This window comes from Streptosporangium subroseum (assembly GCF_900188345.1).
GTDB lineage: Bacteria > Actinomycetota > Actinomycetes > Streptosporangiales > Streptosporangiaceae > Streptosporangium > Streptosporangium subroseum.
In genome coordinates this window covers 119,486-145,350 of record NZ_FZOD01000020.1, presented here as the reverse complement: position 1 = coordinate 145,350, position 25,865 = coordinate 119,486, and the positions used below count along the sequence as shown (strand labels likewise).

The window sequence follows — 25,865 nt, the reverse complement described above, 5'->3', positions numbered from 1 at the left end:
CTGGTAGGCTGTCAAGGCTGCGTTGAATGGGTGTGTTATAGCCCACCCACCACCACGAATGCCGAAATAGGCGTTCGCGGTGCACACGTCAGCGTCCTCCTGTCACGGCACGGTGTCGTGACCGCAAAAGTCCAGAGGAGGTTGGAAGTCAGCATGCGTCGTTACGAAGTAATGGTCATTCTCGACTCTTCGCTCGATGAGCGTACGGTTGCCCCTTCCCTCGACCAGTTCCTCACGGTGGTCCGCAATGACGGCGGCAGCGTGGAGAAGGTCGATGTGTGGGGTCGTCGTCGGCTGTCCTACGACATCGACAAGAAGCCCGAAGGCATCTATGCCGTCATCGACCTGACTGCGGAGCCCGCCACGGTCAAGGAGCTCGACCGGCAGATGAACCTCAACGAGGGAATTCTGCGTACCAAGGTCCTGCGTCCGGACGTGCACTAAACCTCCGACATTTTGTCGGGCGGCAGCCGTACTCTGAGCCGATAACCAGCGAAGGCCGCAGGAAGGGCAGCGCTAGCCATGGCAGCAGGCGACACCACGATCACCATCGTCGGCAACCTCGTCGACGATCCGGAGCTGCGCTTCACCCCCACGGGGCAAGCAGTGGCACGGTTCCGCATCGCATCCACTCCGAGGTTCCTCGACAAGACGACCAACGAGTGGAAGGACGGCGAAGGCCTGTTCCTGACCTGCAACGTTTGGCGGCAGGCGGCGGAGAACGTCGCCGAGAGCCTCCAGCGCGGCATGCGGGTCATCGTTCAGGGACGGCTGCGCCAGCGGTCTTACGACACCAAGGAAGGCGAGAAGCGCACGGTTTACGAGGTCGAGGTCGACGAGGTCGGCCCCTCCCTGAAGAACGCGACCGCCAAGGTCAACAAAACTGCCCGTCAGGGCGGTGGCGGCGGCTTCGGCGGCGGCCCCTCCAACGACCCGTGGGCCTCCTCGGCGCCCGCCGCACCGCAAGGTGGCGGCTTCAACGGCGGCGGTGGCGGTAACTACGGTGGCGGCGGTCAGCAGCAGGGCGCCCCGCAGCAGGGCGGCCAGCAGGGCGGCGGCAACTTCGGCGGCGGCGACTTCAGCGACGAACCGCCCTTCTAGGTAGCGGTCCCCCGGGACCGTCGAAGATCGCATTCTGAAACACCAGTCCATATCCGCAGCGACCATTCCCGCCTGACGGCGGGGCTCTGAAAGGAGCACCACGATGGCCAAGCCGGCATTGCGCAAGCCTAAGAAGAAGGTTTGCCTGTTCTGCCACGACAAGATCTCCTACGTCGACTACAAGGACACGGCGCTGCTTCGGAAGTTCATCTCCGACCGCGGCAAGATCCGTGCGCGCCGGGTGACGGGCAACTGCACCCAGCACCAGCGTGACGTGGCGACCGCTATCAAGAACGCTCGTGAGATGGCGCTCCTGCCGTACATGAGCACCGCGCGCTAAGGAGGTCCGGACAAATGAAGCTCATTCTCACCAGTGAGGTCACGGGCCTCGGTGCCCCCGGTGACATCGTTGAGGTCAAGAGCGGCTACGGCCGCAACTACCTGCTCCCCCGTGGCTTCGCGATCCTGTGGACGCGTGGCGGCGAGAAGCAGATCACCTCGATCAAGAAGGCCCGCGACGCCCGCGAGATCCGCGACGTCGGCACCGCCAAGGAAGTCGCCGGCCAGCTCAAGTCCCTCAAGGTGATCCTGAAGACGAAGGCCGGCGACTCCGGTCGTCTCTTCGGCTCCATCACCACGAGCGACGTCGCCGAGGCCGTCAAGGCCGCCGGTGGCCCCCTGCTCGACCGCCGTCGCATCGAGATCGCCTCCGCGATCAAGAGCCTCGGCTCTCACCGGGTCAGCGTCAAGCTGCACCCGGAGGTCTCCGCCGCCCTCGACATCGAGGTCGTCGCGGCCTGACAGGCCCCATGAGACAAGGGCTCCTCCCCACTCGGGAGGAGCCCTTGTCCGTGCGGGGACACCGTGTTCCTCCCGGTGCCCGTGGTGTGAGCCCGTGGCGGTGGCGACCACGCTCCTCCCGGCGTTCGTGCGTAAGCCGGTGTCTGTGGCGAGACCAGGTCCTTCGTACGTGAGCCCGCGTTCGGGGCGAGAACATGTCCTTTCCGGCGTTCGTGCGCGAGCCTGCGCCGGTGGCGAGACCAGGTCCTTCGTGAGCCCGTGTCCGTGTGGTGAGACCGCGTCCTTCCTAGTCACGGCGGATACGTACAATTCGGGGGTTGTTGCTTCGCTCTGGAGGTTTTTCATGGTCCGTCCTTCGATGCTGCTCGCGCTGGGCGCCCTCACGGTTGCCGCGGTAGCCTGTGCGCCGGCCTCGGAAACCGCGACGCAGACGACCGCCTCCGCCCCGGCCACCTGCGCCAAGGACCAGCTCACGCTGAAGACGGCGGGCAAGCTGACCATCGGCACCGACAAGCCCGCCTACGAGCCGTGGTTCAAGGACGACACCCCGGCCAACGGCAAGGGCTTCGAGAGCGCGGTGGCGTACGCGATCGCCAAGCAGCTCGGCTTCGGAAACAACGAGATCACCTGGGCCACGGTGAAGTTCGACTCCGCGTTCGCCCCCGGTGCCAAGCAGTTCGACCTCGACTTCAACCAGGTCTCCGTCACCCCTGACCGAGCCAAGGTCGTCGACTTCAGCGACGGCTACTACACGGTCAAGCAGGCCGTGGTCGCGCTGGACGGCTCCAAGATCGCCTCCGCGACGGACCTGGCGAGCCTGAAGGACGCCAAGATCGGCGTTCAGGTCGGCACCACCTCCCTGCAGGCGGTCAAGGACGTCATCAAGCCCACGACCGAGCTGAACGTCTACAACGAGCAGATCGACGCGGTGAACGCGCTGAAGAACAAGCAGGTCGACGCCGTGGTGGTGGACCTGCCCACCGCGTTCTACGTGACCGCGGCCCAGGTCGAGGGCTCCAAGATCATCGGTCAGTTCGGTACCGCCTCCGGTGCGCCCGAGGTCTTCGGCGCGGTCTTCGAGAAGGGCAGCCCGCTGGTGGGCTGCGTCAACGAGGCGATCGGCAAGCTGACCGCCTCCGGTGAGCTGGCCAAGATCGAAACCGAGTGGCTCGGCTCGGCCGCGGGTGCGCCGGAGCTGAAGTGACCGGCGAGCGGCCACCGGCCTCCGGCCCCGTGCCGATGGAGAGCGCGTCCCGCTCGCCGTACGGCGGCGGTCGATGAGTCGATGAAGAGTGACGGGCAGATGGCGATACCCACCGACTGGGTGAAGAGCGAACGGCAGGTGGAGCGGGAGCGGCTCCGCAAGCAGAGGTCGCGACGGTCGAGCTCGATCGCGACGGTCTCGACGATCCTGGTGATCATCCTGCTTTTCTGGGTTTTCACCAACTCGCCCGGCTGGCCTCGGGTCCAGGAGACGTTCTTCAACTCCGAGCAGTTCGTGAACGCGCTGCCGGAGGTGCTGAGCGGGTTCCTGCTCAACATCAAGATCTTCCTGATCGCCGAACCGTTGATCCTGATCGTGGGTCTGCTGGTCGCGCTGACCCGCAACCTCAGGGCACCGGTGTTCTTCCCGCTCCGCGCCCTCGCGGTGGCCTACACCGACATCTTCCGCGGCGTGCCCACGATCCTGGTCATCTATCTCGTCGGCTTCGGCCTGCCCGCGCTCGGCCTGCAGGGCATGCCGACGGATCTCGCGACGCTGGGCGTCATCGCGCTCACCCTGTCCTACGGGGCGTACGTGGCGGAGGTCTTCCGCGCGGGCATCGAGTCGGTGCACCCCAGCCAGTGGGCCGCCGCCCGCTCCCTCGGGCTGAGCCACGGCAGGACCATGCGGTACGTGGTGGTTCCCCAGGCGGTGCGCCGGGTGGTGCCGCCGCTGCTCAACGACTTCGTCTCGCTGCAGAAGGACACCGCGCTGGTCGCCACGATCGGCCCGCTGGATGCGCTGCGCCAGGCGCAGATCCACGCCGCCAGCACGTTCAACTACACGCCCTACCTGGCGGCGGCGCTGCTGTTCATCCTGCTCACCATTCCCATGGCCCGCTTCACCGACTACCTGGCGGCCCGCTCCCAGAAGCGGCGAGGCCAGTGACCGGGCAGGACGGCGGGCACGGCGACCTCGCCTCGCGAGCCGGCAGACGAGGTGGCCCCGATCCGCGGGCCGGCGGGCGAAGCGGTCCCGAGGCGTGTTCCGGTGGGCGAGCCGGTCCTACCCCGCGGGCCGGCGGGCGCGGCGGTCTTGAAGCGTGTTCCGGCGAGCCGTCGGGCGAGGAGAATCCATGAGCCTGCTGACCATCGAGGGTCTGTGGAAGAACTACCACGGCCACAACGTGCTGCGCGGAATCGATCTGACGGTCGAGGCACACGAGGTGGTCTGCCTGATCGGGGCCTCCGGCTCGGGTAAATCCACCCTGCTGCGCTGCGTCAACCTGCTGGAGACAGCCGACGACGGCACGATCCACCTGGACGGTGAGGAGATCACCGACGTCCGGGCCGACGCCGACGGCGTGCGAAAGCGCATGGGCATCGTGTTCCAGGCGTTCAACCTCTTCCCGCACATGACCGTGCTGGACAACATCACGCTGGCCCCGCGCAAGGTGCACAAGGTCGGCAGGGAGCAGGCCGAGGCGCAGGCCCGCGACCTGCTGGCCAGGTTCGGCCTGGCGGCCAAGGCGGGCTCCTACCCCGACCAGCTCTCCGGCGGTCAGCAGCAACGCGCCGCCATCATCCGGGCCATGGCCACGCAGCCCCGCCTGATGTTGCTGGACGAGGTCACCTCGGCGCTGGACCCGGAGCTGGTCACGGAGGTGCTCGGGGTCATCCGGGAGCTCAAGGAGGGTGGGATGACCATGATCCTGACCACCCATGAGATGGGCTTCTGCCGTGAGATCGCGGACACCGTCTGCTTCCTCGACGGCGGGGTGCTCCTCGAACGCGGCACTCCTGAACAGATCTTCAGCAACCCCGGCCGGCCCCGCACCCGGGAGTTCCTGCAGAGTGTGATCGACGCCCGGCGGTTGTGAATCCTCAGCGCCGGTGCCTGCCCCTGAACCCGGTGTCGGAGGGGATGACGGCGGGGAGCTCCGCCGGAGGCCGTACTCCGGCGAGCACGCTGTTGCGCCTGCCGTACCCCAGGTAGACCAGCACGCCGAAGGCCATCCAGAGGATGAAGTACAGCCAGGTGATGACCTGGAGATTCACCATGAGCCACAGGCAGGCGACGATCGAGGCGATCGGCACCACGGGGGAGAGCGGGGTGCGAAAGCCCCGGGGCAGGTCGGGCATCGTCTGCCGCATCCTGATCACCCCGCCGGCCACGGCGACGAACACGAACAGAGCGCCGATCACGACCAGCGGTTCGAGGATGAGCACCGGCACGAACTCGGCCAGCAGGATCGCCAGGCCGCCGATGAGCAGGGTGACGCCGGTCGGGTTGTGATAGGTCCTGTTGATCCTGGCCAGCCGGCGGGGGATGAGCCCGTCACGGGCCATGGAGAACATGACGCGGGTCAGGCCGGCGAGCAGCACCAGGATGACGGTGGTCAGGCCGAGGACCGCGCCGACGTTGATGATGTGCACCATGAAACCGTTGCCCACCTGGCGGAAGGCGTTGGCGAGCGGGGCGTCGGGGTCGATCTTGTTGTACGGGGTCATGCCGACCATCACCAGCGCGACCGCGATGTAGATGACCGTGGTGACGATCAGGCTGCGGATGATGCCCGTCGGGATCGACCGGGGCGCGTCCTTGGACTCCTCCGCCGCGGTGGCCACGACATCGAACCCGATGTAGGCGAAGGTGATGGCAGCCGAGGCGGCGAAGATGCCGAACCAGCCGAAGGCGCTCGTCTGGCCGAAGACGATGCCGAGCAGCGGGGAGTGCAGGGTGTCCGCGATGTTCGTGGTGTTCGTGGTGGGAGCCGCCGGTACGGGGATGGCGGCGAGGTTGCGCTGGTCGAAGTGGATGGCGCCGACCACGATGACCGCGCCGATGGCCAGCAGCTTGGCGATCACAATGATCCACAGGGCGCGCAGGCCGACCCGGGAGCCCAGGGCGACCACGGCCGTCAGCAACACCAGAATGAGCAGCGTGAACAGGTCGAACCCCTCGGCCTGGCCGACCATCCCGGCAAGCGGCTCGGGAAAGCGCACACCGAGATCGGTGATCATCTGGGCGGCGTAGCGAGACCAGGCGCGGGCCACCGCCGCGGCGGCCAGCAAGAACTCCAGCAGCAGCGCCCAGCCGACGATCCAGGCCCAGACCTCGCCGAAGATGACGTAGGTGAAGGTGTAGGCACTTCCCGAGGCCGGCATGGCCGAGGACAGCTCCGCGAAGCAGAAGGCCACCAGCAGGCTGGTAATTCCAGCGATCATGAAGGAGAGGATCACGCCTGGGCCGGCCATCGTGGCGGCCTGGCGGCCGGCGAGGCTGAAAATGCCTGCGCCGATCATGACGCCGACGCCGAGGACGATGAGATCCACCGGCCCGTAGGTCATGGGGAGACCGTGGCGCGCACTGTTCCACTGCTCCGTGGCGTGGCTCGGCGGCATGCGGCGCACGATCGACGAGGAGGGGCCTAAGGGCACGACGTGACCAATCATGATGGGTGGGGAGAACACCCGCATCGCCAGGTTCGTTTTACAGTGCCGCAGGAGATCGCCGCCGTACAAGGGCTAGCCGGTCACGTGGTGGACACCTCCCGGTCACGCACCGATCACCAGCCACCGGGTTCCGTACGCGCGCAGTCCCAGGGTGATCATCCGAGCCACCATCCACACGCCGAGCGCCATCCAGAGCATGACCAGGCCGCCACCGGAGACGATCACCAGGAGCGAGGCGGGCAGGTAGGCGAGCGTCGTCCACACCCCCGCCCAGGCGAGGTAGCGCTGGTCCCCGGCGCCGATCAGCACCCCGTCCAGGACGAACACCACCCCGGCGATCGGCTGCAGGACCGCCACCACCCAGAGCAGGTCGAGCAGCTCCCCGGTCACGAACGGATTCGCGTCGAACACGGCGGGAACGAACGGCCTGGCCACGACCACGAGCAACCCGAGAACCACGCCCGAGCCGATCCCCCACACGACCATCCTCCAGGTCGCCTCGCGGGTCCCCGCCACGTCACCCGCGCCCAGGGCCCGGCCGGTGATGGCCTGCCCGGCGATGGCGATCGCGTCCAGGGCCAGTGCCAGCAGGGTCCAGATCCGGGTGGCGATCGTGTGAGCCGCGATCTGGTCCTCTCCCATCCGGGTGGCGACTCCCGCCGCGATGAGCAGCACCGCCTGCAGGCACGCCGTACGGATGACCAGTGCGATCCCGGCCGAACCCGCGGCCCTGATACCCGCGAGATCAGGCCGGAGAGGCGCCCGCTGCCGCCCGAAGATCAGGGCGAGATAGACGGCGGCGGCGAGCGACTGGGCCAGCACCGTGCCCCAGGCCGAGCCGGCGACACCCCAGCCCAGACCCAGGACGAACACGACGTTGAGCACCGCGTTGAGGGTGAAGGAACCCACGGACACCAGCAGCGGGGTCCTGGTGTCCTGCATGCCGCGCAGGACCCCGGTCCCCGCCAGCACCAGCAACATGGCCGGGACGCCCAGCAGGCTGATCCGCAGGTAGGTCACGGCCTGTCTGAAGAGTTCCCCCTCGGCGCCGATCAGATGAACGAGCCAGGGCGCGAGCGGCCATACGACCACGATGATCGCCAGCCCGACCCCGGCGGCCAGCCAGAGACCGTCCACCCCCTGGCGGATCGCCTGGCGAGTGTTGCCCGCACCGATCTGCCGGGCCACGGCCGCCGTCGTGCCGTAGGCCAGGAACACGCACAGTCCCACCAGGAGGCTCAGCACCGTGCTCGCCACGCCCACCGCACCGAGCGCGGGAGCGGGCAGGCGGCTGACGATGACGGTGTCCGTCAACAGGAACAGCGGCTCGGCGACCAGGGCGCCGAAGGCGGGAAGGGCGAGCCGGAGGATCTGTCTGTCGTGACGGCGGCCTGAGCCGAGGGTAAGAGGCACAGCTTAATTGTGCCTCTTACCTTTAGGTGGGCCTCCGGCGGGACGAAGGGTGCGGGTCATGTCATGTGAGGCGAGTCTCAGCGTGTCGCCCCAACTTTCTTTTCTCCACAGGCAGTGGATGACGTTTTCCCTGCTCAGACGGCCCTCGCGACCTGTGGATAAGAGTTATCCACAGCACTGTCCCCAGGGTGCCCACACCTCTGGGGAAGAACTGCACAACTTATCCACACCTCTTTCGACAGGCCACGTTGCTACTTGGCCCGAAGAGCCGCGAAACTGTCAGACCGGTCAGCTACAAGTTGATAGCACGACCGAGTTGGAAGGGGGGTGCGCGGTGAGTATCGCGGAGCCACCGGTCTTCGAGCCTGGGTTCGAGCGCACGCCGCCGAACAACATCGAGGCCGAGCAGTCCGTCCTCGGTGGCATGCTCCTGTCAAAGGACGCCATCGCAGACGTGGTCGAGATCATCCGATCTGACGACTTCTACCGTCCGGCCCATCAGATCATCTACGACATCATCATCGATCTCTACGGCCGCGGCGACCCCGCCGACGCCGTCACCATCTTCGACGAGCTGCAGAAGAGAGGTGAGGTCGCCCGGGTCGGCGGCGGCGCCTACCTCCACACGCTGACCGCCGTCGTGCCCACCGCCGCGAACGCGGGCTACTACGCGAGGATCGTCCGCGAGCAGGCCATCCTCCGCCGACTGATCGAGGCCGGCACCCGCATCGTCTCCTACGGCTACGGCGGCCAGGACGAGGAGGTCGACGAGCTCGTCGACCGCGCCCAGGCCGAGATCTACAAGGTCACCGAGCGGCGCACCTCCGAGGACTACATCCCCCTGGCCGACATCATGCCGGGCGCCCTCGACGAGCTGGAGGCCATCGGCGGCCGAGGCGGCCAGATGGTCGGCGTCCCGACGGGCTTCCAGGACCTCGACGCCCTCACCAACGGCCTGCACCCCGGCCAGATGATCGTTGTGGCCGCGAGACCTGCCATTGGTAAGTCGACTTTGGGACTAGATTTCGCTAGATCTGCCGCTATTAAGCACGGTATGACGACTGTTGTGTTCTCGCTGGAAATGTCCCGAAATGAGATCACGATGCGTCTGCTGTCGGCCGAGGCCCGGGTGGCGTTGCACGCCATGCGGTCGGGCACGATGACCGACGACGACTGGGCCAAGCTGGCCCGGCGGATGGGCGAGGTGGCCGAGGCGCCGCTGTTCATCGACGACTCGCCCAACATGTCGATGATGGAGATCCGGGCCAAGTGCCGCCGTCTCAAGCAACGTAACGACCTGCGGTTTGTCATCATCGACTACCTGCAGCTGATGTCCTCGCCGAAGAAGACGGAGAGCCGCCAGAACGAGGTCTCCGAGATCTCCCGTGCCATCAAGCTCCTGGCCAAGGAGCTGGAGGTCCCGGTCATCGCGATCTCGCAGCTGAACCGTGGCCCCGAGCAGCGAACGGACAAAAGACCCATGGTTAGCGACCTTCGCGAATCCGGAAGCATCGAGCAAGATGCGGACATGGTCATCCTTCTCCATCGGGAAGACGCATATGAGCGCGAGTCGCCCCGGGCGGGAGAGGCCGACCTGATCGTGGCCAAGCACCGTAACGGCCCCACCGCCACGGTCACCGTGGCCTTCCAGGGCCACTACAGCCGCTTCGTCGACATGGCTCCGCATTAGTAGGTGGTCGTCGCACTCCCGGTCTCGGCTCGACCGCGATCTCAGTTAGGAAAGAACGGCCTCTTTCTCGTCTGGACGCGCCGCCTCACCGGCTGAGGCCGGCTCGGGGGTCGGGCCGAAACGCCGGCGGTAGGCGGTCGGGCTGAGGCCGGTCTGCCGGCGCAGCTGGGTGCGCAGGTTCGAGGCGGTCCCGAGCCCGCTGAGCCGGGCCACCGTGTCGAGCCGGAGCTCACCGCGCTCGATCAGCCGGCAGGCCAGCGTGACCCGTTCGACGGTGAGCCAGGCCAGGGGGGTGGTGCCGAGCTGGGTCCCGAACCGCCGGTGCAGGGTGGCGGGGCTGACCGCCGCGCGTGCCGCCAGGTCGGTGATGGTCAGTGGCAGGTCCAGCCGCTCCTGGGCCCAGGTCAGTACGGGGGCCAGGGACGTATCCGGTATAGCGGGGATGGGCCGTTCGACGAACTGCCGCTGGCCGCCGTCTCGATGCGCCGCGAACACCAGGCGACGGCTCACCACGTTGGTCACCTCGGCGCCGTGGTCGCGGCGGATCAGGTGCAGGCAGAGGTCCAGCGCGGCCGCGCTGCCCGCCGCGGTCAGCACGTCGCCGTCGTCCACGAACAGCACGTCCGGTTCGAGGCGAACCTGGGGATGGCGGGTGACGAACGACTCCGCCCAGCGCCAGTGCGTGGTGGCCCGGCGGCCGTCGAGGACGCCGGCCGCGGCGAGGGTGAAGGCGCCGGTGCAGAAGCTCACCAGCCGGGCGCCCCGCGCCGCGCTGCGCCGGACGGCGTCCAGTACGCCCGGGGCCGGCTCCACCAGCGGATCGGGCCGGTTGGGCACGATCACGGTGTCGGCCTGGTCGACCGCGTCGAGACCGGCGACACCGGACAGCGTGAACAGTCCGGAGTGCATGCGGACGGCGGGCAGCGCGGCGCAGAGCGTGAAGTCGTACCAGGGCCGGTCGAGCTCGGGACGGCGCAGCCCGAACAGCTCGGTCGCCACGCCCAGCTCGAACGGGTTCGAGCCCTCATCGACGATCATGGTCACCCGATGAGGTCGATCCACGGCGTTTTGAGAGTATTCATGCGACATATGCGATTCGTAGCACTCGTGCTGTCCGGGCGCCACCGGTCACGATGGCTTCATGATGAATGAACCCATCCTTCTGCAGGCCGCGCTGTCCGGGTTCGACGACCTGTGGAGCCCGCGGATCGTCACCCGGGTCAACGACTACGACGTCCGGATCGCCAAGGTGGCCGGCGAGCACATCTGGCATGTCCACGAGAACACCGACGAGTTCTTCCTGGTACTCGAAGGCGAGCTGACCATCGCCCTGCGCGACGGCGACGCGGGTACCGATCGGAGCGAACGCGTTGTCACGCTGCCACGGGGTGCGGTGTTCGTAGTCCCCCGCGGAGTCGAGCACAGGCCGTCGTCGGCGATGGGGGCCTCGATCCTGATGTTCGAGCCGACCGGCACCGTGAGCGTCGGTGACCGGCACGATCCGATTCCCGATCATGTTGACGCCACCACGGGTCACGCCCTCGGCTGAGCCGCCCTTCGGGTGAACGACGTGAACCTTTCGACGTGGGATCCGGGCACCGTTCCGTGACTGCTCGCGACCCCGGTCCAGGGCCGGGCCTGACCGGCGCGCGGTGATGCCGCGAACGAGGGGTCTCACGGCGTGTCGGTCGGCTACGGATCGCCGGGCGGGACGAGGGCGATCCCGCTGCTCAGCCGATCCTCTTGACCAGCAGTTCGAGCTCCAGCCCCTCGCGGGTCGGCACGCCGACGCTCTCGTCGTCATACGGGAACGGGATCATCTGGCCGGTGCGGGCGTAGCCGCGGCGTACGTACCAGGCCACGAGCTCCTCGCGGGCCGAGATCACCGTCATCTGCATCTCGTCCAGGCCCCACTCGTCGCGGGCGAAGCGCTCGGCCTCGGCGAGGACCGCCCTGCCGAAGCCGCCGCCCTGCAGCGTGGGACGTACGGCGAACATTCCGAAGTACGCGTGCTCGCGCCTGCTCTGTATCTGGCAGCAGGCGACGACCTCACCGTCTACCTCCATGACCACCACCAGGCCGTCCGGCTCCTCGACCGCCGCGGCCACACTCCCGGCGTCCGTCCGCTGCCCGTGCAGCAGGTCGGCCTCGCTCGTCCAGCCGGCTCGGCTCGACTCCCCGCGATACGCCGAATCGATCAGGGCCACCAGTGCGGGAACGTCGGCGATGGTGGCGATACGAAAGGTCGGCTCCGTGATCCGGGCGGTGGTGTCCATGGGAATGGTCCTCTCGACGGATGGCAAGGTGATGTGGGTCGTCAGGGTTTGGCGGGATCTACAGCCTCAGAAAACGGTACATTACCGGACATTTTTTAGGGGTGTTCGATCCAAAGGGTGGATCCGGCCTGGGATGCGGCCCGATCGGAGCCTTGACGGGGGCGCCGCCTGAGCGGCTGCCGGCCCCGGGCGGCCCGTTCGCCGTGCCGCGCTCACCCGTGATGGAGGGAGACGGTCTGCTTCTTTCGAAGAGCGACGGGTGCGGATCGTAGACGGGGGCTGTCATGCGGACGCCCGCCGCAGGGAGCCTCTGCTCCGTACGGCGGGCGTCATCTCGGGGCCGACCCGGTGACTCGCGATCGTTCCGTGGCCGACCTGGTCGCTTGCGACCATCATGCGATCTTTTACCAGCCGGCGTGGGAGCTGTAGAGCTGGCCGCGCACCGCACCGTCGGGGAACTCGGAGGTGTGCAGGTTGGTGTACCAGTTCTTCGGGTTCTTCTTGATCCCACCGGCGACGCTGGACTTCACCGACGCGGAGCCGGCGATTCCCGTGACGCCCTTGGGCAGGCCGTTGGAGTCGGCGAACAGGTCAACCGCGACGGGGCCGTTGACGCCCTTCTTGCCGCTGTGGATGTGGCCGTTGGTGGGAGCGGCGATCCTGTCCCAGATGGTGGCGTAGTACAGCTTGGATCCGCGGATGCCGACGATCCACTCGGCGCTGCCGTTCTTGTCGCCGACCTTCTTGCCGGGCGAGGGCACCTCGTTCTTGCCGTTGGCCAGGGCGTGGAACGAGGCGTGCGTGTCCTGGGCGAGGATCGCGGCCAGCTGGATCGGGCGGATCTTGCGCAGCTGGGCGCGCACGGCACCGCCGGGGAACTCACCGGTGTGCACGTTGAAGTACCAGTTGCTCGGGTTCCTCTTGATCCCGGACACGGTGCCGCCGTCGGACTTGACGGTACCGGCGAGGGCCTTCGCGCTGCCGGGCAGCGCCTCCATGAAGAAGGGGACCTTGACGTCGCCGTTCTTGCCGGCCTTGCCGCTGTGGATGTGGAACGCGGTGGGGGTGGCGATGCCGTCCCACCGTACGGCGTAGGAGATCTCGTTGCCGTGGATGCGGATCACGGCATAGGCGTCGCCGTTCTTGTCGCCGACCTTCGGGCCACCCTTGACGGGCACCTCGTTCCTGCCGACGAGGGTGGCGGCGTAGTAGCTGTCCGAGCTGCTCGCCGTGGCGGTCTGCGCGGCGTCCGCGGACGTCGAGACGGACGCGGACGCGGCCGGTGCCAGGGCGGCGGCGGCCACGACGGTGACGAGGGCCACGCCGGGGAGTGCGAGGGTGGGCTTGAACATGATCTACCTCTCATTTACGTGCGGGATATGCGAAGCCATCAGGCTTTCCGCACGTTATACGGGGTGAGAGGCCGTACCGGTTCAATTCGGGAATCCGTAAAATTACACACTGCCGAACGGTCATAAATGTGCCCTCCCACTGAATAGGAGGGCTATTATGACGGCTCAAATTTTTACAGTGAGTAACGTTTTTCCGCTGGTCGTGCTCACCTCGAAGTGATCGATGTCCCCGGATGAGAGTGCGGTTCCCCCGTGCACGTAGAGCGCTCTGGGGGAGCCGGGGACCCCGTATCCCTTTGCCGGCACCGCCCATCCGGTGACGGTCCGCCTCTCTCCGGTCTTGGAGACGGCGACCAGCTCGCACTCCAGGGGGCCCTTGACGCCCTTGAGTTCGAGAGCCGCATGGGTGCCCCAGCCCTTCGCCTCCAGCACCAGGCCGCCGGAGACACCGGGGGCGCCCGTCCCCGCGATCGGCGTGCCCTCCTCGAAGGACTCCTGCGCGGGGCTGTGCGTGGAGTGGGCCATTGGAGCGGTCCCTTCGCCGCCCGAGATCACCGAGCCCACCGCGATCCCACCGGCCACCAGGGTGACGGCGGCGGCGGCCCCGATCACGAACGTCCCCCTGCGGGCGCGCCGGTCAGCGATCTTCTTCCGCCGGAGCAGATCGATCACCTCGGCGTGAGGGATCTCGCCGGTGTGTTCTTTCCCCTGGTCCTTCTCGTCCTCGATGGGGTCGATGCCGGCGAGCACACTGGCCATGCCGGACAACTCGGTCAGCTCCGCCGTACAGGAGGGGCAGCCCGCGAGGTGCGCGGAGAAGGCCCGCCGGTCGTCCTCCTCAAGGAGTCCCAGGGCGTAGGCGCCCACGTCGGTGTGTTCGACCTCCGGGGTCATGCCGTCACCCCCCGCTCCTCCAGCGCGACGCGAAGGGCGCGAAGGGCGTAGTAGACCCGTGACTTCACGGTGCCCACGGGAATGCCGAGCAGCTCGGCGGCCTCGTTCACCGACCGGTCACGGAGGATCGTCTCGTTCAGGATCTCGCGATGGGCGGGGGACAACGACGTGAGCGCGTCCGACACGACGACCTGATGGAGGAGGCCCTCCATCTGATCGGGCACGGGCACACTCTCCAGAGGTCCCTCATCCGCCTCGTGGGGACGCACGTCCCTACGGCGCTGGTCGTCGATCACGATGCGCCTGGCCACCGTCGCCAGCCAGGGCATCAGGGAGGGAGCCTCGGAATCGAACTGGTCCGCGCTGCGCCACGCCCTGAGCATGGTCTCCTGCACCACGTCCTCGGCCCACTGCACATCGCCCCACGTAAGCCGTACGACGAAGGCGAGCAGCGGCCGGTGGTACTCGCGATACAGCTCGGAGACGATCAGCTCGTCGTTCGAGTTGTCGGCCGGGCTCAGGTGACGGAGCCAGCTCCGTCGCCCACCCGGTTTGCGGGAGGCGTTCACAATAGGTCTGGCTCCGAGGGGATCGGCCGGCAGAGGAGGACAGGTGCTCTGTCTCATCATGGCCCGCATCCCTCGGTCCGCGCGAACGCGCGGTCGTTCTGACTGTGACACTAGATCTTATCCGCACGCTGAATCGCCGCGTGGCTCGCAATTCCGGCAAATCGGACATATTTCACAATTTTACAGTCACGGCTCACCGTGTCACGGCGGCGAGGGCCGTTCGCGGCCTCACGGGCACGGCTCGCGGTCTCACGTCCACGGTTACCGTTCATGACCTCATGGCCTCACAGCCACGGGCGCTGGGTGGGGATTCCACGGTGGGTACGGTGCCGGCCGCAACCGCCTGCCCCCAGATGTTCATGGCCACCCCTTCTCGTCCCCGCGTCGGCGGCCGGGCGATTCCGCCTTCGGCAGTCAGTACGGGGCGGGAGCCGAGGAGGGTTCAATAAATCTCAGGGAATTTTCGATGACCTGGGAGAACCTTCGAAAAAAGGGGATCTTTCCCCCGATGTGAACCCTTGGAAAGCGAACCCCGCCGCCTCAGGAAAACGGTCTCGGCGATCCCGGAAACGGCTCCGCCGGCCCTCGGAAGCGGGCTCCGGCAGGCCGGCTCGCGGCCGCGCCCTGGCCGGAGCCCGTCGATCCCGGGGCGCGAACCGCGGTCAGACGATCGGGCGGAAGTGGGTGGTGAGGCGGCCGTCCTCGAAGACGTGCATGGCGATCTGGGGCGGCAGGCCGAGGTCGACGGGGGGCGGTGAGGCGAGCTCCGGGGCGAGCATCAGGGTGGAGACGACGCCGGGGGCGACGACCAGCGGCAGGCCCGCGAAAGTGGTGCTCGCCGCGGTGTGGGCGTGGCCGGTGATGACGGCCGCCACGTGCGGGTGCCGCCGCAGGACCTCCTCCAGCCGCTCCGGGTTCCGCAACCTGATCTCGTCCACGTAGGGGATTCCGAGGGTCACCGGCGGATGGTGCATGCCCACGAGGGCCGGGGTGCCCGGGGACTCGGCGAGCAGGGCCTCCAGCCAGGCGATCGTCTCGTCCTCCAGGAAGCCCTCGGGCCGCCCGGGGATGCTGGAGTCGCACAGGGCGACGGTGAGGCCGTCGAGCCGGAGGACCTGGTTGACCGGGCCGTCGCCGCCCTGGTCGAGAAGGACCTTCCTGAACGCCTGGCGGACGTCGTGGTTACCCGGGCAGATCACCGTCGGATAGCGGGAGGCCAGCAGCTCGCGCGCGGTCTCGTACTCCTCGGCCAGGCCGTTGTCGGCGATGTCCCCGGTCACGATGACCGCGTCCAGGGGGCCGGGCAGGCTGTTCAGGTGCCGCATGACGGCTCGGGTCCTGTCGATGCTGCGGGGAGAGTCGTCGAGATGGGTGTCGCTCACATGGGCCAGTGTCAGCATCGTCCAAGCGTGGCACACCTGATGCTCCGCCCTCCACGAGTGGTTCACTCCCACCGGAACAGCCGCGAGGCCGCCACCCCGGTGATCAGCACGGTGGCCGCCATGACCGCCAGGTGCAGCGGCTGCGGCGCGTGGCCCGCCCAGGTCGCGCGGAGCGCGTCGCCGAAGGGGGCCATCGGCAGGAAGTCGCCGATCCGCTGAAGGATCTCGGGCATCGTCTCCCGTGGGGTCCACATGCCGGATATGTAGAGCAGCGGGAACATCAGCAGCGAGCCGATGGCGGGCGCGGTCTTGGCGCTGGGCGCCACGGCGGCGATCAGCAGCCCCAGGCCGAACATCGACGCGGTGCCGAGCACGAACACCCCCGTGAACGCCAGGACGTTCTTCGGCGAGGCCGAGCCGAGGACGACGCCACCCAGGACGATGAGGAGAACCGTGGCGACGACCGCCGTCGCGAGGTTGTTCACGACCTGGGCGACCAGCAGCCGGACCGGTCTGATCGGGGTGGTGGACAGCCGGCGCAGCACGCCGTTCTCCCGGTAGGTCACCAGCGTGCCGGGCAGTAGGGTCAGCGCCATCGTCACCACGGACAGAAGCACCATCATGCTGGGGAACTGGGTGTCGATCAGCCGTTCCCCGCCCAGCTCGGGGATGGGCTCCCGGAGCCCGGAGGTGCTGCCCAGCCCGAGCAGGAGCGCCAGGGGGAGCAGGATCGCGAAGATCGGACCGCCCGGCTCCCTGAGGAAGAGCTTGGCCTCGACCATGATCATCTTGTTCATCCGGATCCTTTCACGGTGAAGACCCCGGGGAGGAGGTCAGGCGGAGATTTTCTTTCCGGTGAGGGAGAGGAAGGCGTCGTCGAGGGTGGCCTGCTCCATTCGCAGGTCGGCGGGGACGACGTCGGCGGAGGCCAGGGCGGTCGTGATCGCCAGGAGCAGGTTGCCGGTGCCGGTGACCGTGATCTGCTCACCCGTACGGCTCACCCCGGTCACCTCCGCCAGGTTCCTGAGCACCGCGTCGTCGAACGCGCGGGAGCGCCGGAACGTGACGGTCTGCTGCCGGTCGACCATCGAGATCAGCCCCGCCGGGCTGTCGACGGCGACCACCCGGCCGGAGTCGATCACCGCGATCCGGTCGCAGAGCCGTTCGGCCTCCTCCATGAAGTGGGTGACCAGCACGATCGTCACCCCGTCCTCGCGGATCTGCCGGATGAGCCCCCAGGTGTCCCGGCGGGCCTGCGGGTCCAGGCCGGTGGTCAGCTCGTCCAGGATCGCCACGCGGGGATTGCCGATCAGGGCCAGCGCGATGGAGAGCCGCTGCTGCTGGCCGCCGGAGAGCTTGCCGTAGGGGGTGTTCCGCTTGTCGGCGAGCCCCACCCGCTCCATCAGCGTGATCCAGTTTGCGGGGACCCGGTAGAAGGAGGCGTAGAGGTCGAGCGCCTCCCAGACCTTGATTTTGCTCGGCAACAGAGAGCTCTGCAGCTGGACGCCGAGCTGGTTCTTGAGCTTCGTGCCGCTGAGGCCGCCGAGCACCCTGACGGTGCCGGAGTCGGGAGTGCGCAGACCGGCGACGCACTCGACGGTGGTCGTCTTGCCGGCGCCGTTGGGGCCGAGAACGCCGAAGATCTCGCCCTCCTCGACGGTGAACGACACGTCGTCCACCGCGAGCTGGTCACGGTACTGCTTGCGGAGGTTGCTGACCTCGATGACCTTCATGTTCAACGACGTTAGGAGCCGCGCCGCCGCCGGAGAATCCGCCTGGGCACCCGGCAGGGGTGTAGTTACCTCCACTGCGGTACGGCACCCAGCGACACTGGGCACACCCGGTCCGGTCGTCGAAACTGATGGACATGAGGAAACACGCGACGGCGATCGGCCGGGCACTGGCGCTGGGGGCGCTCGCCGGGCTGGACGTCGTTCTGGTGGCGCTGGCCGCGGCGGCCGTGGCGCTGAGTTTCGGGCTGGGGATGATCTTCCTGATTCCCCCGACGACGACTCTGATCAGGCGCCGTACGCGTCTCGGGAGAAGGCTGAACGGCACCTGGCTCGGTGCCGGGACGCAGGCCCCGTACCTGCCGCCGCCGCTGCCGACCAAGCCCCAGCCCGACGGCTGGTACCGCCATGACCGTCAGCTCTACAAGACCCCGCGGTGGCCCGACTGGAACAAGCGCTGGCTGTGGATGATCAGCGACCCGGCGACCTGGCGGGACCTGCTCTGGCTGTTCCTGAACCCGGTGATCGCCGGGACGCTCCTGCTGCTGCCCTTCTTCGTGATCGGATACTGCCTGGTGACACCGTGGTATCCGAACCCGGTCGCCATGTCCCTGGGGCTGGGTGCCGCGATCGCCGCGGTGGCCGCGATGCCCTGGCTGCTGCGGGGATACGGGTGGTGGAACCACCTGCTGCTGTCGCCCACGGCGAAGTCCGTGCTGGCCGGCCGGGTCCAGCGGCTCGACCAGGTGCGCCTGGACGCGGTCGACTCCCAGGCGTCCGAGCTGCGGCGGATCGAGCGCGATCTGCACGACGGGGCACAGGCCAGGCTCGTCGCCATGGGCATGACCCTCGGCGCGGTCGAGGAGCTGATGGACAAGGATCCGGTGGCGGCCAAGGCGCTGCTGGGCAAGGTCAGGGAGGCCTCGTCCACGGCGCTCACCGAGCTACGCGGGCTGGTCAGGGGCATCCACCCGCCGGTCCTGGCCGAGCGGGGCCTCGGCGACGCCGTGCGGGCCCTCGCGCTGGACAGCCCGCTGAAGGTCACGGTCACCGTCGACCTGAAGACACGCCCGGAGTCGCCGGTGGAGTCGGCCGCCTACTTCTCGATCAGTGAGCTGCTCACCAACGCGGCCCGCCACGGAGGCGCGGACCGCGTGTGGATCGACATCAGCGCTCAGGATCGGGCGCTGCGCGTCACGGTCACCGACGACGGCTCGGGCGGCGCCGACCCCTCCCTGGGCAGCGGCCTGCGCGGCATCGAGAGGAGGCTGGCGGCCTTCGACGGGGTGCTCGCGGTCAGCAGCCCGCCGGGTGGCCCGACCACGGCGACGTTCGACCTGCCGACCGCGCTGCTCACCGGGGGCTGCGGGGAGAAGAAGCCACGGTTGCCTCTCTGGAAGGTCACCGTCATCGGGATCTGCTGGGGTCTCGGCTGGCTTCCGCTCTTCCCACAGGGTGTGGCCGCGCTGGTCCTCAAGCTCACCGGTCAGAGTGAGCTCAGCTGGTTCTACGCGCTCTACCTGCCCGAGCCGTGGCAGTGGCCGGCGATCATCTTCAACATCGCCCTCGGCGTCTCCATGTACGCCACGGCCATGCTGCTCCCCATACGGCACTCGCGCCGGCGCTGGATGGCCGAGGCCACCCCCTCCCGTTTATGGTTCTGCAGGTGAGTCTCCGAGTCGTCATCGCCGAAGACCTCTATCTCCTGCGGGACGGCCTGGTCCATCTGCTGCAGGCGCACGACTTCGAGGTGGTCGCGGCCGTCGAGTCCGGGCCCGAGCTGCTGAGGGCGCTGACCGGGCAACGGCCCGACGTGGCCGTGGTGGACGTACGGCTTCCGCCCACGTTCACCGACGAAGGGCTCCAGGCGGCCCTGGCCGCGCGCAAGGCGATCCCCGGCCTGCCGGTGCTCGTGCTCTCCCAGCACGTCGAGCAGCTCTACGCGCGAGAGCTCCTGGCCGACGGCTCCGGGGCGATCGGCTACCTCCTCAAGGACCGGGTCTTCAACGCCGAGCAGTTCGTCGACGCGGTCCGCCGGGTGGCCTCGGGCGGCACCGCGATGGACCCCGAGGTGATCGCCAAGCTCCTGGTCAGCACCGCCAGGCACGAGCCGCTCGCCGCGCTGACGCCGCGCGAGCGCGAGGTGCTGGAGCTGATGGCCGAAGGCCGTTCCAACGCGGCCATCTCCCAGCGGCTGTTCCTCAGCGAGAGCGCGGTCGGCAAGCACACGGCCAGCATCTTCGGCAAGCTCGACCTCGTCCCCTCCGACGACGACAACCGCCGCGTCCTCGCCGTCCTCACCTACCTCAACGCCGCTCGCGGCTAGCGCCGAGGCCGTGCCCCCGTCTGCTTCCGCCCCCGAGGCCGGCGCTGAACACCGGCCCGCAGGGCTCTGTCCTCGCCCGCCTCGTTCCCGCCCGGCCCCGGGTCCGAACCGCCCGCGAGGCCGTGTTCGCGCCGGGGATGTGTGGCTGTCTGACGTTCTGTCGGTCAGACCGGCTAACGTCTGTTGGAATACGGTTCCCGCATGTGGTGATGCCGTTCAGGACGAAGGGATGATCAGGTGAAGTTCCGGGTTAACCGTGATGTCCTGGCCGACGCTGTGGCCTGGGCCGCCCGGGTGCTGCCGAGCCGCCCGGCCATGCCTGTGCTCTCCGGCCTGCTCCTGGAGGCCGACGACGGTCTCGTGCTGTCGGCCTTCGACTACGACGTCTCGGCCAGAGCCTCGATTGAGGCGGATGTGGCCGAGCCCGGCCGGGTGCTGATCCCGGGCCGGATCCTCGCTGAGATCACCCGCAGCCTGCCCGCCGAGGTGGTGGAAATCGTCACCAGCGGCTCCGAGGCGGTGCTGACCTGCGGAAGCGCGGAGTTCGGCCTGCTCACCATGCCGGTGGAAGACTTTCCGACCCTGCCCACGATGCCGCCCAAGATCGGTGCCGTCGGCGGCGGGATCTTCGCGAGCGCGGTCGGCCAGGTGGCTCCGGCGGCCAGCCGTGACGAGACGCTCCCCATGCTGACCGGCATCCGGGTCGACATCTCCGGCGAGACCGTGACCATGGCCACCACCGACCGCTACCGCATCGCGGCCAGGGAGTTCGGTTGGCGCCCCGAGCAGTCCGAGATAACGGCCGCCGCCATGGTGCCCGCGCGGGTGCTGGTGGAGGTGGCCAGGTCGCTGCGCGGCGGCGAGGTGTCGATGGCGCTGGGCGAGGGCGTCGCCGGGTTCGAGAGCGTCGGACGGAGCACCACGGTCCGTCTGCTCGACGAGCAGTTCATCGACTACCGCGCGCGGCTGACCGACGACTGGTCGATCCGGGCCGACCTGCACGTGGCGCCGTTCGTCGAGGCGATCAAGCGGGTCGCGCTGGTCGGCGAGCGCAATACCCCGATCCGGCTGTCGTTCAGCCAGGGCCAGGTGCTCATCCAGGCGGGCGGCGGCGATCTCGGCCGCGGCACCGAGACGGTGGACGCCGAGCTGTCCGGTGACGACATCCAGATCGCCTTCCAGTCCCAGTTCCTGCTGGACGGCCTGAGCGGGATCGAGACCGAGCTCGTCCGGCTCAACATGGAGTCCCCGAGCCGTCCGGCCCTCGTCGCCGAGGTTCCCGGTGACGCCGACCCCGCCTTCCGCTATCTCGTGATGTCCCTGCGCCTGCCCTGAGAACCCCCGTCCCCCTGTGGCGAAACATCAAAGGAATCCGGCAGGACATTAAAAAGGGCCTCACCCCCGCGCGGGGGTGAGGCCCTTTTTCTGTGAAACGGATGCTAGACCGAGAGCTCCTGCGCATCGGTCAGGGCGATCAGAATGTGCTCCATGCACGCGTGACCGGCGTGCTCGGCCGCTGCGGCGTCGCCGGCCGAGATCGCACGGGCGATGGCCTCGTGGGGAATGTAGGTGCTGTTGAGCGAGGTGCCCGCCGCGGTGATGCTGGCGCGCAGGGCGGCGGAGAAGTCCTCGTAGAGGTCGATCAGGACCAGGTTGTGCGTGGCGTGGACGACCGCGATGTGGAAGGCGAGGTCGGCCTCGACAAACGCGTTGGGCTCGCCGCGCTCCCAGGCCCGCTCCCGTTCGGCCAGGGCGGCCTCGATCCGGACGATGTCGTCCTCGGTGCGCCTGGTCGCGGCGAGCCGAGCGGCTTCCACTTCCAGCGCGCGCCGTACTTCCAGGATCTCCAGCTGCTCGGCGGTGCGCAGCCGCCGCAGCATGGCCCCGGAGAGCTCGCTCGTGGCACGGACGTACGTCCCGTCGCCCTGGCGGCATTCGAGCAGACCCGCATGGGTGAGCGCACGCACCGCCTCACGGACGGTGTTGCGGCCCACTCCGAGCTGTTCGGCCAGAACGGTCTCGGTCGGGATTTTCGCGTGCATCTGCCAGGAGTTCGAAGTGATCTGCTCTTTGAGCTGATCGATCACTTGGTCGACGAGGGATGCGCGCTGCGCCGTACGCAGACTCACAGTCCGCCTCCTCCGGAGAAACCAATCATCCTACGATTCAATGACTGGTAGACCCTAAATATTCCGGAGGAGCAAAAACAAATTTGGAACTCCAGAAGCCGGGGTGTTTTACCGGACCAGTGCTGAATCGACCGTCACGCCAACCATCGCACCGCGCACTCCGGCAGCTTCAAGCGCTCTGCGATATGCGCTCATCTGCTCGTCACCCGCACCGATCCGACCGTACAGATCACCCAGCTCGCGCCAGACCCGCGCCACCTCCCGGTCGGGGCCGGAGAGGTCGTACGGCTGGTCGCCGAGGACTTCCCTGGCACTCTGCAGGATGGCCGCGACATTCGTGTCGCCACGCGTGAGCGCGACCTCGGCGAGGACCAGATGTGCGGTCGCCCCGAAGGCGGTGCCCGGCTGGTCCCTCAGCACGTCGAGGGCGGACCCGGCCAGGTTGGCCGCGCCTTCCACGTCGCCGCTCCTGAGCTGGACGTAGGCGAGCACGACGTGACTCTTGGCGTGCTCGTGAACGTGCTCGGGGAACGCGGCGAAGACCTTGCTCGCGACGGTCGCGAACTCGTGGGCCTCGTCGAGCGACTCGCCGCCGATGGAGGCGGTGAGCCGAGCCCAGTCCATCGCGATCAGGGCGAGCCGGAACGCCATCCGTGCCGGACGGCCGGTCGCGAGCGCGTCGTCGGCGAGGTGAACGGCCAGCGCGGAGTCCTCACCCTCGGCGGCGGTGATGCTCGCCTGCCACAGGGCCTGGACCTCGGCGGTGCGGTTGAGCTCGGCCGGGACGCCGTTGACCGACAGGACGTGCCGGGCATAGGACATCGCCTGCGAGTTCGGCTTGCGCGCGGCCTCGCTCTCCACGAGGGAGGCGGCCAGGTCCACGGCGATCTCGCCCTGGGCCAGGCCCAGCCGGTTGACCTGTGCGAGCGCGTGAACGGCCAGGTCGTAGGCGCGCAGGGTGTCCCCGGCGCGCTGGTAGCAGCGGCTCAGAGCCACCGTCAGCGGCAGGTCCGCCAGACGCTCGGGGTGGGCGGCGGCCTCGCGACGGAGTCGCTCGAACGCTTCCACCGCGGGACCGATCCGACCCTGGGACTCCAGGGAGCGGGCTCGGCCGAGCCGCGCGTGCGCGGCCAGCATGGCGTTTTCCTCACCGGCGACCTTGACGATCTCGCCGAACCGCTCCGCGGCGACGGCCGGGTCGCCGTGGTACAGCTCCAGCTCCGCGTGGCGCAGGCCCAGCTCGGTGTCGATCCGCTGACGCGGTTCGATCCCATGGAGAAGGAACTCGGTGGTACAACCCAGGCGTTCGGCGAGGAGGCGCGCGACCACGGGGGTCGGCGTGCGCTTGCCGGACTCAATGAGGGAGACGTAGCTGTCGGAAAGGTCAGGCCCAGCCAGCTGGGCCTGGGACATGCGCCTACTCAACCGCAGTCCGCGGACGCGGTCACCGATGGTTCCCTGACTCGGCATCTGATCTCTCAGGGCGGGGGATGGTCAATATGTTCTCGCCATGATTGCATGAAGCAGTCGAATCGGGTAACCCCAGGTGAAAAATCCTCAGACGGAACTCTTGCCAACCCCTATGCCATAGGGGGATCAATCATCCGAATCGTTGGATCCGGGGAAGAGCATCTGGCAGACCTCCAGGTAGAGGGTCTCCGGATACGGAATGTAGTTGACCCGTGACAGGGCCTGGTCCTGGCCGGCCGATTCCAGCACAAACTCGCCGTATCCCAGCATGCGACCGAGCAGCGAGCGTTGGAAGCTCATGTCGGTCACCTTGCCGAGCGGCATCATGTCGACCTTGCGGGTGATCAGGCCCGTGGTGAGCAGCATGCGCTTGGAAGTGACCACGAAGTAGTCGACCGACCACTCCGCGACCTTCCAGACGAACCGGATCAACAGCAGGAGCCAGGCCCACCAGACGACGACGAGTGCGCCGCCACCGCCTTCGCCGGCTTGGGAGCCGAACCACTTACTGAGCAGCCCGGCAAGGATCAGGCCGCCGAAGACCTCGGCGACCGGACGAAGCAGCACGGCTGGGTGGCGCCGCACCATGATGACTTGGTGTTCGTGGGGGAGTAGGTAGCGGTTGACCGACGAGGGAGCTGAGTCCCCGTGGGTCACTAGCCTCATGACGACATATGGGAAACGAATTGGGCCATGGAGTCGGCTCCCTTACGTATTCCGTTCATGACGTTTTCCGTAGTGTTCGCGGCATCGTTCGGTCGCGTGAACAGGAAAAACACGACAAAACCGACCCCTGCGTACTTTAGGACCTGCTTAACCTGCATTGCGGTCTCCTTCTACCACTTACCCACTGCACCCGACGTATACATTACCCACGCCAATCGCGAGGTAAAGCGCATCAGCTCATCCGGTCTCGACTTCTTATGGATGCCTGCTCCGGCTGATGTAACCCTCAATCACCTGCGTGATCGCCGCTCGTCACCCTCGTTCGCTCGCGACCAGCGCGAGGACTTCGAGATGCTTACGGGCGATCCGCTCGACCAGGCCCGGATGGGCATGGCCGGTGACCTCCAGCGCGCCGTAGTGTGCCGCCTCTATGCAGCGGGCCACCGTGGTCGCCGGATGGACCTCGGAGAACTCGTCCCGCAACGCGGCGCTGAAATCCGCGTAGGGGTCTGGCTCTGTGTCCGGGATGCTTCGCTCGCTCATGGTTCTCCCTGGTGTGCGCCCGCGGTCCCTGCGGATCGGGAACACAGAAGAGATGTTGTCGCAACTCTTCGTACCCAGGTAAGCACAGCATGTAACCAGAGATCGCCGGAACGCTCGTCCTTTTGGCGAAAACGTGGGGAAAGTGGGTGCTTTAGACGACGCCGTAGAGGCGATCGCCGGCGTCACCGAGCCCGGGGACGATGTAACCGTTCTCGTTCAGGCGCTCGTCCAGGGCCGCGGTCACCAGGCGGATCGGCTTTCCGCTTCCGGCGAAGACCTTGTCCAGGTGGGCGATTCCCTCCGGGGCGGCCAGCAGGCACAGCGCGGTCACGTCGTCCGCGCCCCGCTCGAAGAGAAACTCGATCGCCGCGGCGAGGGTGCCGCCGGTGGCCAGCATCGGGTCGACCACGTAGACCTGCCGGCCGGAAAGGTCATCCGGAAGCCGGGTGGCGTACGTCTCCGCCTTCAGCGTGGACTCGTTGCGGACCATTCCGAGGAAACCGACCTCTGCCGTCGGCAGCAGCCGGGTCATGCCGTCCAGCATGCCCAGGCCGGCGCGGAGGATCGGGACCACCAGCGGGTACGGCTGCGCCAGCCGTACGCCCTGGGCCGGGGCGACGGGGGTCTGCACGGTGACCTTGGTGACGCGGACCTGCCGGGTCGCCTCGTAGGCGAGCAACGTCACCAGCTCGTCGGCGAGCCGCCTGAAGGTGGGCGAGTCCGTGTTGGCGTCCCGCAGCGCGGTCAGCTTGTGAGCTACGAGTGGATGGTCAACGACCAGGGTCTCCATGGACGCCCACGGTATCCCGGATGGCCGCTCAGGGGATAACGGGCGGTATCTGCCTCGGACTGCTGATCAGGGAA

General features: G+C 67.9%; 27 protein-coding genes. 12 read left to right on the top strand and 15 right to left on the bottom strand.

The annotated features are described in order from the left end of the window. Window positions 1–153 precede the first annotated feature (153 nt). The 7 genes from rpsF (at window position 154) to CHC08_RS21465 (ending at window position 4,985) form a co-directional block, all read left to right on the top strand. Entirely contained in the window at window positions 154–444 is a 291-nt protein-coding gene (gene rpsF / locus CHC08_RS21495; RefSeq protein ID WP_089209119.1) for a 30S ribosomal protein S6, read from the top strand. A 78-nt stretch (window positions 445–522) separates the two neighbouring features. Then, window positions 523–1,101 carry a single-stranded DNA-binding protein gene (locus tag CHC08_RS21490; RefSeq protein WP_089209118.1) on the top strand — a complete coding sequence of 193 codons (579 nt, stop codon included), beginning with the start codon at window positions 523–525 and terminating at the stop codon, window positions 1,099–1,101. A 103-nt stretch (window positions 1,102–1,204) separates the two neighbouring features. Next, the gene (rpsR, locus tag CHC08_RS21485) at window positions 1,205–1,441 is read left to right on the top strand and encodes a 30S ribosomal protein S18 (protein ID WP_012895699.1); all 237 of its coding nucleotides are present in this window, start codon (window positions 1,205–1,207) and stop codon (window positions 1,439–1,441) included. Window positions 1,442–1,455: 14 nt separating this feature from the next. Then, a complete protein-coding gene (rplI, locus tag CHC08_RS21480) occupies window positions 1,456–1,902 on the top strand; it encodes a 50S ribosomal protein L9 (protein WP_089209117.1) in 447 nt (148 codons plus the stop codon). Window positions 1,903–2,245: 343 nt separating this feature from the next. Beyond that, entirely contained in the window at window positions 2,246–3,106 is an 861-nt protein-coding gene (locus CHC08_RS21475) for an ABC transporter substrate-binding protein (protein ID WP_089209116.1), read from the top strand. 99 nt (window positions 3,107–3,205) lie between these two features. Continuing rightward, entirely contained in the window at window positions 3,206–4,054 is an 849-nt protein-coding gene (locus CHC08_RS21470; RefSeq protein WP_089209141.1) for an amino acid ABC transporter permease, read from the top strand. Window positions 4,055–4,241: 187 nt separating this feature from the next. Then, a complete protein-coding gene (locus CHC08_RS21465) occupies window positions 4,242–4,985 on the top strand; it encodes an amino acid ABC transporter ATP-binding protein (protein ID WP_089209115.1) in 744 nt (247 codons plus the stop codon). 4 nt (window positions 4,986–4,989) lie between these two features. Here the strand turns inward: CHC08_RS21465 and CHC08_RS21460 are convergent, their stop codons facing one another. Together CHC08_RS21460 and CHC08_RS21455 are read right to left on the bottom strand one after the other, a co-directional pair. Then, window positions 4,990–6,510 (bottom strand): APC family permease, encoded by a 1,521-nt coding sequence (locus CHC08_RS21460; protein ID WP_245878455.1) that lies wholly within the window; start codon window positions 6,508–6,510, stop codon window positions 4,990–4,992. A gap of 153 nt (window positions 6,511–6,663) precedes the next feature. After that, window positions 6,664–7,974 (bottom strand): MATE family efflux transporter, encoded by a 1,311-nt coding sequence (locus CHC08_RS21455; protein ID WP_089209114.1) that lies wholly within the window; start codon window positions 7,972–7,974, stop codon window positions 6,664–6,666. 334 nt (window positions 7,975–8,308) lie between these two features. Between CHC08_RS21455 and dnaB the strand changes: the two genes are divergently transcribed. Then, window positions 8,309–9,664, top strand: coding sequence for a replicative DNA helicase (dnaB, locus tag CHC08_RS21450; RefSeq protein ID WP_089209113.1), 1,356 nt, complete (start codon window positions 8,309–8,311; stop codon window positions 9,662–9,664). Window positions 9,665–9,709: 45 nt separating this feature from the next. On the opposite strand, the gene CHC08_RS21445 is transcribed toward dnaB, so the two are convergent. Further along, window positions 9,710–10,708 (bottom strand): helix-turn-helix domain-containing protein, encoded by a 999-nt coding sequence (locus CHC08_RS21445; protein WP_218825401.1) that lies wholly within the window; start codon window positions 10,706–10,708, stop codon window positions 9,710–9,712. Window positions 10,709–10,805: 97 nt separating this feature from the next. On the opposite strand from CHC08_RS21445, the gene CHC08_RS21440 reads away from it, so the two are divergent. Then, the gene (locus CHC08_RS21440; protein ID WP_089209111.1) at window positions 10,806–11,213 is read left to right on the top strand and encodes a cupin domain-containing protein; all 408 of its coding nucleotides are present in this window, start codon (window positions 10,806–10,808) and stop codon (window positions 11,211–11,213) included. Between the two features lie 181 nt (window positions 11,214–11,394). On the opposite strand, the gene CHC08_RS21435 is transcribed toward CHC08_RS21440, so the two are convergent. The 7 genes from CHC08_RS21435 to CHC08_RS21405 all read right to left on the bottom strand — a co-directional run bounded on the left by CHC08_RS21435 (window position 11,395) and on the right by CHC08_RS21405 (window position 17,870). Continuing rightward, window positions 11,395–11,940: a GNAT family N-acetyltransferase gene (locus tag CHC08_RS21435; RefSeq protein ID WP_179282139.1), complete on the bottom strand. Its 546-nt coding sequence runs from the start codon at window positions 11,938–11,940 to the stop codon at window positions 11,395–11,397. A gap of 404 nt (window positions 11,941–12,344) precedes the next feature. Continuing rightward, window positions 12,345–13,292 carry a CHRD domain-containing protein gene (locus CHC08_RS21430; protein ID WP_089209110.1) on the bottom strand — a complete coding sequence of 316 codons (948 nt, stop codon included), beginning with the start codon at window positions 13,290–13,292 and terminating at the stop codon, window positions 12,345–12,347. 165 nt (window positions 13,293–13,457) lie between these two features. After that, complete coding sequence (locus tag CHC08_RS51590; RefSeq protein ID WP_089209109.1) at window positions 13,458–14,186, bottom strand: anti-sigma factor family protein; 729 nt, start codon at window positions 14,184–14,186, stop codon at window positions 13,458–13,460. Further along, window positions 14,183–14,815, bottom strand: coding sequence for a sigma-70 family RNA polymerase sigma factor (locus CHC08_RS21420; RefSeq protein ID WP_476718284.1), 633 nt, complete (start codon window positions 14,813–14,815; stop codon window positions 14,183–14,185). Before CHC08_RS21420 ends, CHC08_RS51590 begins: the two co-directional genes overlap by 4 nt. Before the next feature lie 602 nt (window positions 14,816–15,417). Then, on the bottom strand, window positions 15,418–16,137 hold the full coding sequence (locus CHC08_RS21415) for a phosphodiesterase (RefSeq protein ID WP_245878454.1): 720 nt from the start codon (window positions 16,135–16,137) through the stop codon (window positions 15,418–15,420). 62 nt (window positions 16,138–16,199) lie between these two features. Further along, complete coding sequence (locus CHC08_RS21410) at window positions 16,200–16,934, bottom strand: ABC transporter permease (protein WP_089209107.1); 735 nt, start codon at window positions 16,932–16,934, stop codon at window positions 16,200–16,202. 36 nt (window positions 16,935–16,970) lie between these two features. After that, window positions 16,971–17,870 carry an ABC transporter ATP-binding protein gene (locus CHC08_RS21405; RefSeq protein ID WP_089209106.1) on the bottom strand — a complete coding sequence of 300 codons (900 nt, stop codon included), beginning with the start codon at window positions 17,868–17,870 and terminating at the stop codon, window positions 16,971–16,973. A 134-nt stretch (window positions 17,871–18,004) separates the two neighbouring features. Between CHC08_RS21405 and CHC08_RS21400 the strand changes: the two genes are divergently transcribed. The 3 genes from CHC08_RS21400 to dnaN all read left to right on the top strand — a co-directional run bounded on the left by CHC08_RS21400 (window position 18,005) and on the right by dnaN (window position 21,528). Continuing rightward, window positions 18,005–19,537, top strand: coding sequence for a sensor histidine kinase (locus CHC08_RS21400; RefSeq protein ID WP_089209137.1), 1,533 nt, complete (start codon window positions 18,005–18,007; stop codon window positions 19,535–19,537). Further along, window positions 19,534–20,193, top strand: coding sequence for a response regulator transcription factor (locus tag CHC08_RS21395; protein WP_245878453.1), 660 nt, complete (start codon window positions 19,534–19,536; stop codon window positions 20,191–20,193). Before CHC08_RS21400 ends, CHC08_RS21395 begins: the two co-directional genes overlap by 4 nt. A 237-nt stretch (window positions 20,194–20,430) precedes the next feature. Next, on the top strand, window positions 20,431–21,528 hold the full coding sequence (gene dnaN, locus CHC08_RS21390; protein WP_089209104.1) for a DNA polymerase III subunit beta: 1,098 nt from the start codon (window positions 20,431–20,433) through the stop codon (window positions 21,526–21,528). A 104-nt stretch (window positions 21,529–21,632) separates the two neighbouring features. On the opposite strand, the gene CHC08_RS21385 is transcribed toward dnaN, so the two are convergent. From CHC08_RS21385 to upp, 5 genes are all read right to left on the bottom strand, one after another. Next, window positions 21,633–22,322 (bottom strand): FadR/GntR family transcriptional regulator, encoded by a 690-nt coding sequence (locus CHC08_RS21385; RefSeq protein ID WP_089209103.1) that lies wholly within the window; start codon window positions 22,320–22,322, stop codon window positions 21,633–21,635. 108 nt (window positions 22,323–22,430) lie between these two features. Next, window positions 22,431–23,792, bottom strand: a complete 1,362-nt coding sequence (locus CHC08_RS21380) for a helix-turn-helix domain-containing protein (protein ID WP_089209102.1) — start codon at window positions 23,790–23,792, stop codon at window positions 22,431–22,433. A 126-nt stretch (window positions 23,793–23,918) separates the two neighbouring features. Next, window positions 23,919–24,458: a PH domain-containing protein gene (locus CHC08_RS21375; RefSeq protein WP_089209101.1), complete on the bottom strand. Its 540-nt coding sequence runs from the start codon at window positions 24,456–24,458 to the stop codon at window positions 23,919–23,921. Window positions 24,459–24,770: 312 nt separating this feature from the next. Next, window positions 24,771–25,001, bottom strand: a complete 231-nt coding sequence (locus tag CHC08_RS21370; protein WP_089209100.1) for a hypothetical protein — start codon at window positions 24,999–25,001, stop codon at window positions 24,771–24,773. Between the two features lie 151 nt (window positions 25,002–25,152). Then, window positions 25,153–25,791, bottom strand: coding sequence for a uracil phosphoribosyltransferase (upp, locus tag CHC08_RS21365; RefSeq protein WP_089209099.1), 639 nt, complete (start codon window positions 25,789–25,791; stop codon window positions 25,153–25,155). Window positions 25,792–25,865 lie beyond the last annotated feature (74 nt).

Excerpts from the sequence above, each read along its gene's own strand:
- rpsF (WP_089209119.1), top strand. The coding sequence starts at position 154 with ATGCGTCGTTACGAAGTAATGGTCATTCTCGACTCTTCGCTCGATGAG.
- CHC08_RS21490 (WP_089209118.1), top strand. The coding sequence starts at position 523 with ATGGCAGCAGGCGACACCACGATCACCATCGTCGGCAACCTCGTCGAC.
- rpsR (WP_012895699.1), top strand. The coding sequence starts at position 1,205 with ATGGCCAAGCCGGCATTGCGCAAGCCTAAGAAGAAGGTTTGCCTGTTC.
- rplI (WP_089209117.1), top strand. The coding sequence starts at position 1,456 with ATGAAGCTCATTCTCACCAGTGAGGTCACGGGCCTCGGTGCCCCCGGT.
- CHC08_RS21475 (WP_089209116.1), top strand. The coding sequence starts at position 2,246 with ATGGTCCGTCCTTCGATGCTGCTCGCGCTGGGCGCCCTCACGGTTGCC.
- CHC08_RS21470 (WP_089209141.1), top strand. The coding sequence starts at position 3,206 with ATGGCGATACCCACCGACTGGGTGAAGAGCGAACGGCAGGTGGAGCGG.
- CHC08_RS21465 (WP_089209115.1), top strand. The coding sequence starts at position 4,242 with ATGAGCCTGCTGACCATCGAGGGTCTGTGGAAGAACTACCACGGCCAC.
- CHC08_RS21460 (WP_245878455.1), bottom strand. The coding sequence starts at position 6,510 with ATGCCGCCGAGCCACGCCACGGAGCAGTGGAACAGTGCGCGCCACGGT.
- CHC08_RS21440 (WP_089209111.1), top strand. The coding sequence starts at position 10,806 with ATGATGAATGAACCCATCCTTCTGCAGGCCGCGCTGTCCGGGTTCGAC.
- CHC08_RS21435 (WP_179282139.1), bottom strand. The coding sequence starts at position 11,940 with ATGGACACCACCGCCCGGATCACGGAGCCGACCTTTCGTATCGCCACC.
- CHC08_RS21430 (WP_089209110.1), bottom strand. The coding sequence starts at position 13,292 with ATGTTCAAGCCCACCCTCGCACTCCCCGGCGTGGCCCTCGTCACCGTC.
- CHC08_RS51590 (WP_089209109.1), bottom strand. The coding sequence starts at position 14,186 with ATGACCCCGGAGGTCGAACACACCGACGTGGGCGCCTACGCCCTGGGA.
- CHC08_RS21420 (WP_476718284.1), bottom strand. The coding sequence starts at position 14,815 with ATGATGAGACAGAGCACCTGTCCTCCTCTGCCGGCCGATCCCCTCGGA.
- CHC08_RS21410 (WP_089209107.1), bottom strand. The coding sequence starts at position 16,934 with ATGAACAAGATGATCATGGTCGAGGCCAAGCTCTTCCTCAGGGAGCCG.
- CHC08_RS21405 (WP_089209106.1), bottom strand. The coding sequence starts at position 17,870 with ATGAAGGTCATCGAGGTCAGCAACCTCCGCAAGCAGTACCGTGACCAG.
- CHC08_RS21400 (WP_089209137.1), top strand. The coding sequence starts at position 18,005 with ATGAGGAAACACGCGACGGCGATCGGCCGGGCACTGGCGCTGGGGGCG.
- CHC08_RS21380 (WP_089209102.1), bottom strand. The coding sequence starts at position 23,792 with ATGCCGAGTCAGGGAACCATCGGTGACCGCGTCCGCGGACTGCGGTTG.
- CHC08_RS21375 (WP_089209101.1), bottom strand. The coding sequence starts at position 24,458 with ATGAGGCTAGTGACCCACGGGGACTCAGCTCCCTCGTCGGTCAACCGC.
- CHC08_RS21370 (WP_089209100.1), bottom strand. The coding sequence starts at position 25,001 with ATGAGCGAGCGAAGCATCCCGGACACAGAGCCAGACCCCTACGCGGAT.
- upp (WP_089209099.1), bottom strand. The coding sequence starts at position 25,791 with ATGGAGACCCTGGTCGTTGACCATCCACTCGTAGCTCACAAGCTGACC.